The sequence below is a fragment of the Pseudoalteromonas sp. JB197 genome (assembly GCF_002332205.1).
In the GTDB taxonomy this organism is placed as follows: Bacteria; Pseudomonadota; Gammaproteobacteria; order Enterobacterales; family Alteromonadaceae; genus Pseudoalteromonas; species Pseudoalteromonas nigrifaciens.
Genome location: NZ_NRGZ01000001.1, coordinates 636,304 through 651,255 on the forward strand (window position 1 = coordinate 636,304; position 14,952 = coordinate 651,255).

Genomic DNA, 14,952 nt, shown 5'->3' on the forward strand with positions numbered 1-14,952 from the left:
ATAATCAATGTTTATGCGCCCACTTTGTGGCGCTACGTTAACATTTAAACATTAAAGGATCAGCATGCGCGGTTTAGCTTCACTTATTATATTGGCGTCTGCATTGATAGTCACTTCTGTTTACTCTCAAGACAGTACCCAACTAAAGGGGCCTAAAGGCGTTGACTATGGTGTGCAAGGACGAGCAATAGGGCCAATAAAACCGACCGATACACTCTGGCGTATTGCTGTTAAAGTTCGTCCTGATAACTCTGTAAGCATTTATCAAGTTATGCAGGCCTTGTATAACAAAAATCCAAATTCATTTTTAGAACAAAACCTTAACCACATGCAAAGTGGTGCCTATTTAAACATACCCACCTTAGCTGAAATTAAAAGTGTTAGCTCTGAGCTAGCAAGACAGCGCTCTGAACAAGACGACAAGTTATGGGAAAAAAAGAAAAACGGCACGCTAACGCAAAGCGAAATTAATACAGCTCAAACCAAAGTAACGCAAGCGCGTAAAGTTGACGTAGACGAAGCTAAAAAAGAATTACAAAAAGAATTAAATGACATAAAAACGGATCAAAGTAATAGATTAGTTGAGCTGCAACAGCAATTTAAAAGTTCGGTAAACAATGTTGAAGAAATGTTAGTAGAGAATAACAAGCTTAAAAAACAACTCACAGGAATTTCACAAGAGCTAAAAAACTTACGCGAGCAACTAGGCCAAGACAGCGAAATACAGCTGCAACTTAAAGAATTAATAGTTAAACAAAATGAAATAATAGCGCAACAAAAAATCAAAGACGCCAAACAAGATGCCGAATTTGACTTAGGAGCCTTGCTATCTAATCCGCTGGTTTTAATTTTGTTAATGACTATACCTGCATTATTAATTATTTTTGCCGTTGTAATGTTGTTACGTAAACGCGCAAATAACACCGAGCAAAATAACCAAGAAGATGAAGAATTTTTACCGCAAACTCCCGTTTATAGCAGTGATGACAGCGATGATGTTGTAAGTGCAGCTAGCCACGACGATCCTATTATTCCTGATCCGTTGGATGATTTAAGTGTTCAATTAGATGACGGTATTGCGGATGACGCGCTGTTAGATGACGATGTAGCGTTTGACGACTCATTAGACGATAGCAATTTATTAGATCAAGATGAGTTAGAAAGCTTACTGAGCGATGACATCATTTTTGATGATGAAGACGGCCAAGACGATGATGAGCTCGATATTTTTATGCAGCAAGGCTTTGATGAGCCTGCAGATGACAGCTTAGAGGACACTATTGATTTAGACTTAAACACATCACAAAACAGTGATGATATTTTAAGTGCTGATGATTTAGATAGCTTATTTGATGAAGACGATAGCTTACCAGAAATTGAATCGAGTGATAGCGACAAAGTAGCACCAGAGAGTGGGGATTCTCACGATGAAATATCTGCCTTTAGTGAAGAGTTAGCAAGTGAAGATGACGATTTTGATATTGATGATTTATTAGAATCAGAGCAATCATCAATACCAAGCAATACAGAAGAGTTGGTAGAGGAAAACGACGACTTTGACTTAGATGATATCGACAGCTTAATCGATGAAGTAAGTGAGCAGGACGATGCTCTGCCTGAAAAGCAAAGCAGCGCTACAGAGCTAGTTGAAGAAAGCGACGACTTTGATTTAGACGATATCGACAGCTTAATTGACGAAGCAAACGTTCAGGGCGATGATCTGCTTGAAGAGCAAAACAGCGCTACAGAGCTAGTTGAAGAAAACGACGACTTTGATTTAGATGATATCGACAGCTTAATTGACGAAGCAAACGTTCAGGGCGATGATCTGCTTGAAGAGCAAAGCAGCGCTACAGAGCTCGTAGAAGAGAATGACGACTTTGATTTAGATGACATCGATAGCTTAATTGACGAAGCAAGCGAACAGGGCGATGTTCTGCTTGAAGAGCAAAACAGCGCTACAGAGCTCGTAGAAGAGAATGACGACTTTGATTTAGATGACATCGATAGCTTAATCGATGAAGTTAGCGAACAAAGCGATGAAAAGCAGCCAGAAACACCGCTTGAAGAGCAAAATAATACAGCTGAGTTAGTAGAAGAAACTGATGACTTCGACTTAGATGATATTGACGACATCGACAGCTTAATCGACGAGGTTAGTGAACAAGGCGAGGAAGAGCAGCCTGAAACACCGCTTGAAGAGCAAAATAATACAGCTGAGTTAGTAGAAAAAACTGATGACTTCGACTTAGATGATATTGACGATATCGACAGCTTAATCGATGAAGTAAGTGAGCAGGATGATGAAGAACAGCCTGAAGCACCGCTTGAAGAGCAAAATAATACAGCTGAGTTAGTAGAAGAAACTGATGACTTCGACTTAGATGATATTGACGATGTTGACAGCTTAATCGACGAAGTTAGTGAACAAAGTGAGCAGGGCGATGAAAAACAGCCAGAAATAGCGCTTGAGGAGCAAAATAATACAGCTGAGTTAGTAGAAGAAACCGACGACTTTGACTTAGATGATATTGACGACATCGACAGCTTAATCGACGAAGTTAGTGAACAAAGCGAGGAAGAGCAGCCTGAAGCAGCGCTTGAAGAGCAAAATAATACAGCTGAGTTAGTAGAAGAAACCGACGACTTTGACTTAGATGAAATTGACGATATCGACAGCTTAATCGATAACTTAGACGACGATCTTGATGAACATGATGCACAAATAGATACAGCCCTTGCTGAATCAGTAGAGGATTTAGAAAAAGCGCAGCAAGAGTTAAATAGTGACGACGCTGAATCTGTTGCCTCATCATTCAGTGAAAATACAGAGTCAGCACTTGAGTCAGAATCAGAGCTTGCAGTAGAAGAGCAAGACGATTTTGGCGACTCAATTATAGAGGATTACTCAGATACATCGCAGACGTTACTCGATCCTGAAGATGCGCTTGAAGAATATAATGACGATAATTTAAAAAGTATTGATGAGCTTTTAAATGAGCTACAACAAGCATCCGATGATGAAGAGTATGTAGAACCCCCTCAGTGGTCGGTTGATGATTTTAATGATGTAACAGAAGCCGAATTAGGTGACGACCCTCTAGGTATTGAAAATGATGAATCTGAATTATTAGCAGATGAGTCAGTGCCTGATGTAGCAGCGCCAAGCGAAGAGCTTGATGTAGACGAATACCCTGAGCTAGATCTGAATGACGATGCAATACTAACAGCAGATGAACAGCAAGCGTTTACTCCGCAAGAGCTGCAAGGCGATAACCTAGATGGTGATGCTAAAGGTATGGCCTCGAGTCAAGCTGAACAAGATCTTGCAAACTCGCTACTAGCCGGTGGTAATTTAGATAGTTTAAATGATGACTTTGACGATGAACTATTAATTGAAAATGATTTTTCAGAGCTCGATAGTGAACAACAAAATGAAGATGAATTATTAGCAATAACCTCACCACCAGAGGTGGATACAAGTAATTCGTCTGAGCAGCAATTAAATGATGACGTTAGTGATGATTTGCTTAACGAAGTAGACGATATTCAAATTGAGCAATTAAATGAAGAGTTAGATGAGAAGTTAATTGATGAGCAAACAAATGTAGACCGTGAAGCGGCATTAATGCCAACAGAGTTACCGCATAACGGTGAAGTTGCATCGGATGAGGAGCTTGATGACGAGTTTATGGCCGATTTAACTCAGACCGACTTTGATGCATTACTAAATGAATTAGCCGATGCTGATGAGCTGGATATTGCAGACAGTAGTGAGTTTGACGTTGATTTTAATAACTTACTCAGTGATGAAATAGATACTGATGAATCAGCTTTAGCGCCACAGCCAACTGTTAACAGCAATACTATTGAGCAAACTAGCAAAGATGAGTTTGTAGATATTGATGCGTTATTAGAGCAAAGTGACGACGCAGATACAGAGCACGAACCTTACGATGATGTGAATATGGACGTAGGGCTAGGTGATTTTGACTCATTACTGGCCGGCGATAACCCAACAGATGTTGATGCTGAAAGTGGCGGTTATTCTGCTAAATTAGACTTAGCCCGCGCTTATATCGAAATAGATGATTTTGACTCAGCGCTTAAGGTTATCGAAGACGTTATTAATAAAGGCCCTGAAGAAGTTCAACAAGAAGCGCTTAGCTTAAAAGCTAAACTTAAATAAAATAAAGAGCATAAATTTAAAGCCCGTAATTTTACTAATTACGGGCTTTTTTAATCGGGATAGGTTTGATTATAGCGCAGCTGCTTTTATTGCATCGCTAGATAGCATAAAATGCCCCGTTCATTAGCACAGTAGGTAAAGCAGTAATTATGCGAGTAGCACTTGGAGTTGAATACAACGGCGCACGCTATAGTGGTTGGCAACGACAATCACACGTAAACAGCGTACAACAAGAAGTAGAAACAGCGTTATCGCGTATTTGTAATCATCCGGTTGCAATTGTATGCGCAGGGCGTACCGATGCCGGTGTGCATGGTACCGGGCAAGTTGTGCACTTTGATACAGATGCACCACGCGATATGGTGGCATTTACTTTAGGCATGAATACATTGTTGCCAAAAGATATTGCTATTCGTTTTGCTCAGCCAGTGGCTGATGATTTTCATGCTCGTTTTAGTGCTACAGCACGCCGTTATCGTTATGTTATTTATAATAACCCACTTCGTGGTGCGGTATTAAACGAAGGTGTTACGCACTTTCATCACACGCTTGATGAAACTAAAATGCAAGAAGCGTGTCAGTATTTAATAGGTAAATACGACTTTACGTCGTTCCGCGCTATTCACTGCCAAGCAAATACTGCTATTAGAACAATTCAGCATTTATCGGTACAGCGCCAAGGCACTTACGTTATTATAGATATTAAAGCCAATGCTTTTTTACATCATATGGTACGTAATATAACGGGTTGTTTAATGGATATAGGCTTACATAAACAACAACCTGTTTGGCTAAAAGAATTGCTAGATTTAAAAGAGCGAGCAAAGGCAAGTGCAACCGCTAAAGCTGCCGGTTTATACCTGGTAGATGTTGATTATCCTGAACAATTTAACATACCTAAAACGCCATTAGGACCTTTGTTTTTACCAGATATTAGTATTTAATTAGGTGGTTTTTAACTGTTTAATCTAAGCGCTGGCAACTACTAAGACCAGTTTTTGATACCGTGTTAGTGTAATTCATGTTTTAATTGAGAAAATTTGTTTGCATGATAAGCATGCAAGCTCGCGACACAGAACAGCATTAAGAGAGTTGCAAATGAGTTGGCTAGAAAAAATCTTACCTAAAACGACAAAAGCATCAGGTCGTAAAGAAATTCCAGAAGGTGTTTGGGCTAAGTGTACATCGTGTGATTCTATTTTGTATAAAGCCGAATTAGAAAAAGCATTGAATGTATGTCCTAAGTGCGATCATCATATGCGTATTAGTGGGCGTAAGCGCCTTGAGTATTTTTTAGATGAAGGTGACCGTGTAGAACTTGGTACACAGCACGAACCTAAAGATGTGCTTAAATTTAGAGACTCAAAAAAATACTCTGACCGTATTACAGCGGCGCAAAAATCAAGTGGTGAAAAAGACGCGCTTGTGGCAATGAAGGGACATTTAAAAGGTATTCCTGTAGCTGCTGTAGCATTTGAATTCTCATTTATGGGCGGTTCAATGGCATCGGTAGTAGGTGCACGTTTTGTTGACGCTGTTGATCAATGCTTAGAGCATAATATGCCACTTATTTGTTTTTCGGCATCTGGCGGCGCACGTATGCAAGAAGCACTTATTTCATTAATGCAAATGGCTAAAACCAGTGCCGCGCTTGCTAAAATGACAGAAAAAGGCTTACCATTTATTTCAGTTATGACTGATCCAACAATGGGCGGTGTTTCTGCATCGCTTGCTATGTTGGGCGACATTAACGTAGGCGAGCCAAAAGCATTAATTGGTTTTGCAGGGCCGCGTGTTATTGAGCAGACAGTGCGTGAAACACTCCCTGAAGGTTTTCAGCGTAGTGAATTCTTGCTTGAACACGGTGCAATAGACATGATTATTGACCGTCGTGAAATGCGCGATACATTGGCACGCATTTTGGCTAAGTTTATGAACTTGCCTTCTACTGAGCAAGAGCATAGAGTAGCGTAAATTTAAGCTTTATTGATCTAACGCTATGACAAAAACAATTCCTAGCCAATCATCAAGCCTTGATGATTGGCTTTTTTATTTAGAAAGTGTTCACCCTGCAAATATTGCAATGGGGCTAGAACGCGTTGCCAGTGTTGCTAATAACATTGGGCTATTAAACACCTCAAGTAAAATTATTTTGATTGCCGGTACCAATGGTAAAGGCACCACAGCACGCTGCCTAGAGTCGTTACTTTTAGCGCAAGGCCTTAGCGTAGGTACGTATGCTTCACCACATTTAACGCACTATAACGAACGTGTACGGGTAAATGGGCAAGAGCTTAGCGACCAGTATCATGTTGATGCCTTTCATTTACTAGAACAAGGGCGCAAAGATACCGCACTCACTTATTTTGAATATGGCACCTTGGCTGCGCTGGCAATTTTTAAGCGCTGTGAGGTTGACTACGTACTCTTAGAGGTAGGTTTAGGCGGGCGTTATGACGCCACTAATATTGTTACGCCTTTTGCGAGTGTTATTACCACTATCGATTTAGATCACAAAGAATACTTAGGTGATACGCGCGAACTCGTTGCTTATGACAAAGCGGGTATTTTTCGTGAAAATACGCCGGCTATTATTGGCGATTTAAATATTCCCCATACCATGACTGATTATGGCGATGAAATAAATGCCAAGATGGTTTTATCAGGGAGTGACTTTATATTTAAAGAACACGCAGATACCTTTAGCTGGCAATACCAACAGTACAACCTTGAATTAGCTAAACCAGCAATTCCTAGTCAAAATGCAGCAACAGCGTTAACCACGTTAAGTGTGTTAAATTTACTCCCGAGTGAGTCGGTGATCAAAGCCTGTTTAGCAAACCTGGTTGTGGAAGGGCGTTTTGAGCAGTTAAGCGACCAACCCTTGGTATATACCGATGTAGCGCATAATCCTGAATCGGCTCGATATTTAGCAAGTAAATTACTAAGCTACAAAGATAAAGGCTTTAAAATTCATGCATTAGTCGCTATGCTTGCCGATAAAGATAAAGCAGGTGTGCTTAAAGAAGTAAGCCATTTAGTTGATCAATGGTCGTTAGCGAGTTTAAATGGCCCTCGTGGTGATAGCGCTAGCAACTTACAAAATGCGCTACAAAGCATACCGCATAATGATATTAAGCATAGTTATAATAGCGTAGCAGCAGCACTCGATGTAATTTTGCCAACACAACAAAACGACACAGTTTTGATTGTTTTTGGTTCATTTTTTACCGTTGCTGGCGCTATTGATTACTTTAAAAAATAGAGAGAATATCGGTGAACTCAAGTTTTATAAATCGCTTAGTCGGAACAAGTATCGTGGTAATAGCAGCAATTGTGTTTATACCTAACATACTTGATGGTGAAAAAGTGCACTATAAAGAAGGCTTTAAAGCGATTCCAGAACGCTCTGAGTTCAAAACAATCGATCTGCAGCAAGAAATTGATGAAAACGTAGCCGGGGCAGACTCGTTGCAACAAGATGAGATAGAAGACATTCAAGCAGATGATATCGCTTTTGAACAACAAGCTAACATTGCTCAAAGTGACTATACATCAGAAGCTAAACTGGTAGAGGCGGTAATAGCACCTAAAGCTCAACCACAAGCAGCTGCGCCGGTACAATCAATCAAGCCACGCCAAAACAATGAGAACCTAACCAGCATGGCTTATGTCATTCAATTAGGTAGTTTTTCTCATGCCGCAAACGTAAAAGCGCTGCAAGCAAAGCTGCAAGCTAAAGGGTTCAAAACCTTTACTAAGCCAGTAAAAACGCCAAACGGTACATTAACTAAAGTATTTGTTGGCCCATCGCTTAATAAAAATGAGTTACAAAAGCAATTACCAGCACTTAAAGAGCTAACTAAGCTCAATGGTAAAATAACGCAATTTGAAGTAACCAAGTAACGTATTGCACCTAGCCTTGTGTGCAAGGTTAGGTGTTTTTATTAGTCGTATTACACTTCTCATATGTTGGTCAAAACTATTTTAATTAAGGTTAAAATTTACTGTTTTGGGCAACCAGTTATCTCCCGCTTAAACTTGCATATTAACGATGTTTAGGTATAGAATGCGCCCCAAATTAGCGACTAATTGGTTCTTATGATCTGGGTTGATTACGCCATTCTTGGCATTATTGCACTATCTACCGTCATCGGTTTAATACGCGGCTTTGTTAAAGAAGCTATGTCATTAGCTGTATGGGCTGGCGCTTTTATCATCTCTAGCTTGTTCTATCAATATTTAGCTTCCTTCCTAACTACCATTTCTGAACCCCTTTTAAGAAATGCAGCGGCCATAGCCATATTATTCTTTGTGACGCTATTGTTGGGCGGTTTACTAAACTACATTTTAGGTGAATTAGTACAGCGTACTGGTTTATCAGGCACCGACCGTGTTTTTGGCATAGTGTTTGGTGCTCTTCGAGGCGTGTTGGTCGTGAGCGCGTTACTCTTCTTTCTTGATGCTTTTACAGGTGCGCCTAGTACGCATTGGTGGGGCAACTCTATTTTGATTCCGGAATTTGGCTTTGTTGTTGAATGGTTTTTTTCATACCTTGAAAACAACTCAAGCTTTTTAAATTCAGTAAACCGTTAATCGGCGAGGATAAATTACATGTGTGGTATCGTTGGAATAGTCGGAACATCGCCAGTTAATCAGGCGATTTATGATGGCTTAACTGTTTTGCAGCATCGCGGCCAAGACGCCGCGGGTATTATTACCATTGACAACAATACGTTTAGCTTACGCAAAGCAAATGGTTTAGTGAGAGATGTATTTCACACTCGCCATATGAAACGATTGCAGGGAACAATTGGCATAGGCCATGTTCGTTACCCAACAGCAGGCTCGTCAAGCTCATCAGAAGCGCAGCCATTTTATGTAAACTCTCCTTTTGGTATTGCATTAGCACATAATGGCAACCTAACGAATGCAGAAGAGTTAAAAGAGCAATTGTTTTCAGAAGCACGACGCCATGTAAACACCACCTCTGACTCAGAAATATTGCTTAATATTCTTGCGCATGAGTTAAGTAAATCAAACAAGCTACAGCTTGGCGCAGAAGATATTTTTACCGCTATTACCGAAGTAAATAACAAAGTGAATGGCGGCTATGCTGCTATCGCGATGATTATTGGCCACGGTGTGGTGGCGTTTCGTGACCCTAATGGTATTCGTCCATTGGTATTTGGTAAACGCGAAAGCGCAAAAGGCACCGAATACATGTTTGCTTCAGAAAGTGTTGCACTAAAACAAGATGGTTTTGAATTTATTCGTGATGTAGCACCAGGTGAAGCTATTTATGTAACCGAAAACGGTGAATTTCACTCGTTAAGCTGTGCAGATAAAGTATCTTATTCACCATGTATTTTTGAGTTTGTCTATTTTGCTCGCCCCGATTCAACCATTGACCGTATGTCTGTTTATGCAGCACGGGTAAATATGGGAACTAAATTGGGTGAAAAAATAGCACGTGAGTGGGCTGATAAAGACATTGATGTGGTTATTCCTATTCCTGAAACATCGTGTGATATTGCGCTCGAAATAGCCCGTGTTCTTGATTTACCTTACCGCCAAGGTTTTGTTAAAAACCGTTACATTGGCCGCACATTTATTATGCCAGGCCAAGAGTTACGTAAAAAATCGGTGCGTCAAAAGTTAAATGCCATAGATCGTGAGTTTAAAGGTAAAAACGTATTACTGGTTGATGACTCAATTGTGCGTGGTACTACCTCAGCGCAAATAGTTGAAATGGCTAGAGAGTCGGGTGCTAAAAATGTTTATTTTGCATCAGCTGCTCCTGAAATACGTTTTCCTAATGTGTACGGTATTGATATGCCATCTGCAGCCGAGCTGATTGCTCATGGCCGTGAAGTGGAAGATATTAATGCAAGTATTGGTTCTGACGGTTTGATTTTTCAGTCATTAAAAGATTTGATTGCAGCGGTTGGCAAAGAAAACCCTGAAATCACTAAATTTGAAACATCAGTATTCGATGGCCAATATATAACTGGTGATATTGATCAAGACTACTTAAATCGTATTGATAAAATGCGTAATGACTCTGCAAAAAGTACTCGCGAAAATGCGATGTCTTCAGGGTTAGAAATTCATAATCAAGATGAAAACGAATCAGACTAATCGTTAAAAATATTTAAATAAAAAAGGAGCTAATTAGCTTAATGCCAGTCAGTTAACACTGACTGGCTTTTTTTTATACGGATATTTAGATGGTTTCTTTTTCACACATCGTGGAAAGCGGCGCTCATGACGCCTTGTCGGTAACTGAAATAGCGTCAGCGTTTCTAATAAATGCTCATAGTGTTTTGGTAAATTTCCCGGACTGGTCAGTGGGATAGTTAACAGAAATACGTTGATATGCCTTGAACAATGAGAAAAACTCAGTTGATTTGGCCATACTTCCAGTAACTCTGCGGCCTCACGCATGGCTATTCTTATAATATTGTAGGCAATTAGTAACCCCCACAACTCTTGCCTTATCATATCCGGCCTTTTTGAGCGTAGGATATAGTTTGAGTGCAGCATCGTTTGTTTTATTTCTCGATATCCTATTTCTATTTCCCATCGATGCATGTACAAATCAGCTATTTCTTTTGATGGGTAACGCATTACATCAAGCATTGATGTAAGAATCTGATACTGCTTATTATTATGCGTGTAAGTAAGCAGCCGAGCTTCTATAAACTCTGGCAAGTCAGTAAACTTTTTTCGCGCTTGGGGCGATGTTTTAAGACGCACTAACTGGTCATTTTTACTCATTTTCTTTATGGTATCAACCGTTAAGCCTTTTCTGACAGGTATCATCCAGTGTCTTTCAGTCCCTGCTTGATGCCAACGATGCAAAAGCCCTAATGAATAATAACCGCGATCAAATAAGGTTAATGAATTATCCGGTGTGCCTTCAATGAGCTCTTCAGCGAGTGTCATTTCCCCTTGATGCTGCCCGTTAAAAGCACAATTAATGAGTTGATGACTCGTTAGCTCCATGTGGCATACCATCCGAATTTGAGGATAGGTATTTTCACCATACTGGGTTGAGCCACACCCAAATACGTCTTTATTCTCTGGCGTATCATGTGTACGAAAGACAACCCCATCAACAGCTAATAGATTTAAGCCACAAAATGTATCAAAGTGGGCATGGTTATAATGCCGTGACGCCATCATCTTGAAGACCTGCTCGACAGCACCTTCACCTAAACGTTGTCTCGCTTGAACCATGGCACTAGGGGCAACTAGTTTCCCTTTACCTGGTAAGGCGATGTCCATTTTAGAGGCTATATCCCAAACAGATTCATGACGAAATAAACTCATACCAATCACAGACCAAACGACAGCATCGAGTGGTAAGCGACGTTTACGAACGGTGGCGACACCCGATTTTTCAAAAGCTTGGTTAAGTAATTCGGGATCTAAGATGCCAGATAAGTTATCAAGCGCTGTAAATTCCTCGGCAGATGAGAAAGTGGTCGAAAGAGCTGTTTGAATATCCATAAAAAATCCGTAATTAGCGAAACTAATTACGGATTATTCACGATCATTTAGATCGGTCAACCGATCAATTAACCTTAACTGATCGGCATTAAGCTAATTAGCTCCTTTTTTTTGTGCAAAAAAGCACAAATACTTTTACTCCAACGCGGTGCAGTGCTTATGTAAACATGGGGCTCACTATTCCATTAGTCCATAGCATAGCGGTAACCGCTAAAATAATAACCAGTAAAATTAAGCCACAAGTTACTACAGAGCTTGCGTAAATAAAGCCTCGTTCTTCTGGTATATGCATTAATATTGGCACACCGGTATAAAGTAAGTACACCGAGTAAGCCAAAGCAACCATGCCTACGCACACCACAAACCATAAATGTGGTAAAAAAGCAGCTAGTGCCGACATAAACACCGGGGTTGCAGTATAAGCTGCTAGTTCGAGAGCTTGAGTGAAAGTGGGCTGAGCACCAAAGGTTACTCCCATCCAGTGGGCTAAATAAGCCAAAGCAAATATACCCGCAATTAGCGCCACATACATTGCAATTGCAATAAGTAGTGCACTGTCATGGGTTAAAAATACGGGGTTTCCTGTACCTATACTCCATCCTAAATATACCGATGAATAGTACCCCATAACCGAGGGAAACAGCGCTATCAACACAATATGCGAGAGGCTATAAGTTAGGCTTTCATGGCGGTTATCAATTGTTTGCCATTCTTCAAGTGGGTGAGCGTAAAGCCCCCATAGGTGGTTTAGTATCATAGTGTTTACTCCATAAAAGTAACTTATTAGTTTTTTTACTGTTTTATTTTTATACAGTCACTATACAGTTATGGTTCACTTGCAATACAAAGTCAAGGCAACATTGTATTAACATTTTGTAATTATAAATGATACCCATGTAAAAGTAGGTCGTGGTGATCTTTTAAAAAGGTTTCATGGTAAAATCGTTATTAAGTTTAAAGTTATACTGAGATATGCAAAAAGTGTCTACGCAACAATTATTAGCGCCAATTTTAAGTTTTTTAAAATGCGAAACCCCACAGCAGTGGGTTGATGAAGCGATAAAAAAAGAAAATTTATCGATTATATTAATCGACCATTTGATATGTGAATTAAAGGCAGCGCAATCAGCGATGTTTTTAATTCGTAAGTATGCGGTGGATAAAGAAAGTAGCGACGCTCTGCTTGAGTGGCTAAAACCGTTTGAAACATTAATTTATAAACGTGAAGGTAATTGGCGTGACTTAGCGGCTAAAAACAAGCTTACCAAGGCTATTATTCCTAAATCTAACTCGCCGTATGGGCAAGAGTTAATCGATAAAATGGTGATGCTAATAAAAGAAGAGTTGCATCATTTTTATCAAGTATTAGAAATTATGGACGAGTACGGTGTTGAATATAGAAGTATTACCCCATGTCGTTATGCTAAAGGTATGCTGCGCAATGTGAAAACCTTTGAGCCAGATGCTCTGGTCGATAAGCTTATAGTGGGTGCTTACATTGAGGCGCGATCGTGTGAGCGTTTTGCTAAGCTTGCTCCGCATGTAGATAAACGTTTAGGTGACTTTTATATATCGCTATTGCGCTCTGAAGCGCGACATTATCAAGATTATTTAACGCTGGCGCAAGAAATTGCCGACTTTGATATTACCGAGCGAGTGCAGTTTTTTGCAGAAAAAGAACGTGAGCTCATTGCAACGCCCGATACCGACTTTAAATTTCATAGCGGTATTCCTGCATTAAAAAACTAACCTTTTGTAGCACTCATTTTACGCCTTAAAAGGAGTGCTAATTAACTTTTGAGCTTGTGGTGTAACCACTAAATAAGAGCCTTGGGTGTACCAGTCACCTAATACCGTACGCGTTAAAGTTTCTTGGTTTACTGTGTAAGTATGCACATTAGGGCGATGAGTATGGCCGTGGATCATATTAGTGACTTGGTGCTTAGCAAAAGTAGCGAGTACCGCGTCATCAACCACATCGAGTATTTCAAGGGGTTTATTGGCTTGGCTAAGTTTACTTTTTTCACGTGCATTACGGGCTATTTTTTTACGATACCATAGTGGCATAGCCAACATTAGTTTTGGCCACCACCATCCACGGCTTTTACGACGAAACTTTTGGTACTCTATATCTTGAGTACACATTTCATCGCCATGTAAAATAACCGTTGGTGTACCGTATAAATCTATTACGGTTTGCTCATCAAGTAAGGTCATGCCTGCCATTGCGGCATACTTGTCGCGCATAATAAAGTCGCGATTACCATGAATAAAATAAACCGGTGTACCGCCATCACTGACTGCTTTTAAATGCTTTGCTACATTAGCGCTCAGCGTTGTAATGTAATCATCGCCAACCCATACTTCAAAAAAATCACCTAAAATGTACAGTGCATCTACATCTTGATTAAGTATGTGCGTATTTAAAAAGCTAAAAAATGCCGCGCTAATATCAGGGCGGTTTTCACTTAGATGTAAATCGGCAATAAAATAAGTTTTGCGAGTCATAGATGAATCTTTTTAGATAAAATAAAAGCGGGCTTATATAAATTAAGTAAATATTTAAACTTAATTTATATTAATACCCGCTTATATACTCACATAATGTGAGTAAACGCTATTAGTTAACAGTAACGCTTTCGATAATTACATCTTCAAGTGGTACGTCTTGATGAAAGCCGTTGCTACCAGTTGCTACGCCTTTAATTTTATTAACTATGTCCATGCCTTCAACAACTTCAGCAAATACACAGTAACCCCAGCCTTGCGACGTTTCGCTGCTGTGGTTTAAAAAATCGTTGTCGTTAACGTTAATGAAAAATTGCGCTGTAGCTGAATGAGGATCAGGCGTACGTGCCATTGCTAAAGTACCTACTTTATTTGATAGGCCATTGTTAGCTTCATTTTTAATTGGATCATTTACTTCTTTTTGATCCATACCAGGGATAAAACCACCGCCTTGAACCATAAAACCATCGATTACACGATGAAAGATAGTGCCGTTGAAAAAGCCAGCATTTGCATACTCTAAAAAGTTTTGAACTGTGTTTGGAGCTTCTTGAGCAAACATTTTAATGGTGATGTCACCAAAATTAGTGTGTAGAACAACCATGAGGTTTCCTGTATCTGGTTTAAATAGTCGCGCTATTTTATCTCAGTTAGCTAAGATTAACAAAGTAGATGTTTGCTTTGTTATAAAGCGCTAGAGCAGGGGCTTTTCAAGTGGTAACATAGCTGTTCAAGTTAAT

Annotated in this window: 12 protein-coding genes; 8 read left to right on the top strand and 4 right to left on the bottom strand. The window is 39.9% G+C overall.

The genetic code is table 11. The features are described 5' to 3' along the window. Positions 1-64 precede the first annotated feature (64 nt). From CIK86_RS02980 to purF, 7 genes are all read left to right on the top strand, one after another. On the top strand, positions 65-4,189 hold the full coding sequence (locus CIK86_RS02980; protein WP_096317080.1) for a FimV/HubP family polar landmark protein: 4,125 nt from the start codon (positions 65-67) through the stop codon (positions 4,187-4,189). 149 nt (positions 4,190-4,338) lie between these two features. Beyond that, positions 4,339-5,133: a tRNA pseudouridine(38-40) synthase TruA gene (truA, locus tag CIK86_RS02985; RefSeq protein WP_086998470.1), complete on the top strand. Its 795-nt coding sequence runs from the start codon at positions 4,339-4,341 to the stop codon at positions 5,131-5,133. A gap of 154 nt (positions 5,134-5,287) precedes the next feature. Continuing rightward, complete coding sequence (gene accD, locus CIK86_RS02990; protein WP_011328732.1) at positions 5,288-6,163, top strand: acetyl-CoA carboxylase, carboxyltransferase subunit beta; 876 nt, start codon at positions 5,288-5,290, stop codon at positions 6,161-6,163. Positions 6,164-6,188: 25 nt separating this feature from the next. Next, complete coding sequence (gene folC, locus CIK86_RS02995; RefSeq protein WP_086998467.1) at positions 6,189-7,454, top strand: bifunctional tetrahydrofolate synthase/dihydrofolate synthase; 1,266 nt, start codon at positions 6,189-6,191, stop codon at positions 7,452-7,454. Between the two features lie 11 nt (positions 7,455-7,465). Then, positions 7,466-8,095: an SPOR domain-containing protein gene (locus CIK86_RS03000; protein ID WP_041454504.1), complete on the top strand. Its 630-nt coding sequence runs from the start codon at positions 7,466-7,468 to the stop codon at positions 8,093-8,095. Between the two features lie 195 nt (positions 8,096-8,290). Continuing rightward, entirely contained in the window at positions 8,291-8,785 is a 495-nt protein-coding gene (locus CIK86_RS03005; protein WP_058373811.1) for a CvpA family protein, read from the top strand. Positions 8,786-8,803: 18 nt separating this feature from the next. Then, a complete protein-coding gene (purF, locus tag CIK86_RS03010) occupies positions 8,804-10,330 on the top strand; it encodes an amidophosphoribosyltransferase (protein ID WP_011328728.1) in 1,527 nt (508 codons plus the stop codon). A gap of 48 nt (positions 10,331-10,378) precedes the next feature. On the opposite strand, the gene CIK86_RS03015 is transcribed toward purF, so the two are convergent. Next, a complete protein-coding gene (locus tag CIK86_RS03015; RefSeq protein ID WP_096317081.1) occupies positions 10,379-11,704 on the bottom strand; it encodes an IS4 family transposase in 1,326 nt (441 codons plus the stop codon). A gap of 157 nt (positions 11,705-11,861) precedes the next feature. Then, positions 11,862-12,461 carry a Yip1 family protein gene (locus tag CIK86_RS03020; protein WP_011328727.1) on the bottom strand — a complete coding sequence of 200 codons (600 nt, stop codon included), beginning with the start codon at positions 12,459-12,461 and terminating at the stop codon, positions 11,862-11,864. 224 nt (positions 12,462-12,685) lie between these two features. Between CIK86_RS03020 and miaE the strand changes: the two genes are divergently transcribed. Further along, complete coding sequence (gene miaE / locus CIK86_RS03025) at positions 12,686-13,453, top strand: tRNA isopentenyl-2-thiomethyl-A-37 hydroxylase MiaE (RefSeq protein ID WP_011328726.1); 768 nt, start codon at positions 12,686-12,688, stop codon at positions 13,451-13,453. Positions 13,454-13,471: 18 nt separating this feature from the next. Here miaE and CIK86_RS03030 read toward each other — a convergent pair whose 3' ends face one another. Continuing rightward, positions 13,472-14,212 carry a UDP-2,3-diacylglucosamine diphosphatase gene (locus CIK86_RS03030; RefSeq protein WP_086993298.1) on the bottom strand — a complete coding sequence of 247 codons (741 nt, stop codon included), beginning with the start codon at positions 14,210-14,212 and terminating at the stop codon, positions 13,472-13,474. A 112-nt stretch (positions 14,213-14,324) separates the two neighbouring features. Beyond that, positions 14,325-14,816, bottom strand: coding sequence for a peptidylprolyl isomerase (locus tag CIK86_RS03035; protein ID WP_086993299.1), 492 nt, complete (start codon positions 14,814-14,816; stop codon positions 14,325-14,327). Positions 14,817-14,952 lie beyond the last annotated feature (136 nt).

What these genes read in the sequence shown, in the direction of transcription:
- purF (WP_011328728.1), top strand. Translation starts at nt 8,804, where the DNA reads ATGTGTGGTATCGTTGGAATAGTCGGAACATCGCCAGTTAATCAGGCG.
- CIK86_RS03030 (WP_086993298.1), bottom strand. Translation starts at nt 14,212, where the DNA reads ATGACTCGCAAAACTTATTTTATTGCCGATTTACATCTAAGTGAAAAC.
- CIK86_RS02980 (WP_096317080.1), top strand. Translation starts at nt 65, where the DNA reads ATGCGCGGTTTAGCTTCACTTATTATATTGGCGTCTGCATTGATAGTC.
- CIK86_RS03035 (WP_086993299.1), bottom strand. Translation starts at nt 14,816, where the DNA reads ATGGTTGTTCTACACACTAATTTTGGTGACATCACCATTAAAATGTTT.
- CIK86_RS03015 (WP_096317081.1), bottom strand. Translation starts at nt 11,704, where the DNA reads ATGGATATTCAAACAGCTCTTTCGACCACTTTCTCATCTGCCGAGGAA.
- CIK86_RS03005 (WP_058373811.1), top strand. Translation starts at nt 8,291, where the DNA reads ATGATCTGGGTTGATTACGCCATTCTTGGCATTATTGCACTATCTACC.
- CIK86_RS03020 (WP_011328727.1), bottom strand. Translation starts at nt 12,461, where the DNA reads ATGATACTAAACCACCTATGGGGGCTTTACGCTCACCCACTTGAAGAA.
- folC (WP_086998467.1), top strand. Translation starts at nt 6,189, where the DNA reads ATGACAAAAACAATTCCTAGCCAATCATCAAGCCTTGATGATTGGCTT.
- accD (WP_011328732.1), top strand. Translation starts at nt 5,288, where the DNA reads ATGAGTTGGCTAGAAAAAATCTTACCTAAAACGACAAAAGCATCAGGT.
- truA (WP_086998470.1), top strand. Translation starts at nt 4,339, where the DNA reads ATGCGAGTAGCACTTGGAGTTGAATACAACGGCGCACGCTATAGTGGT.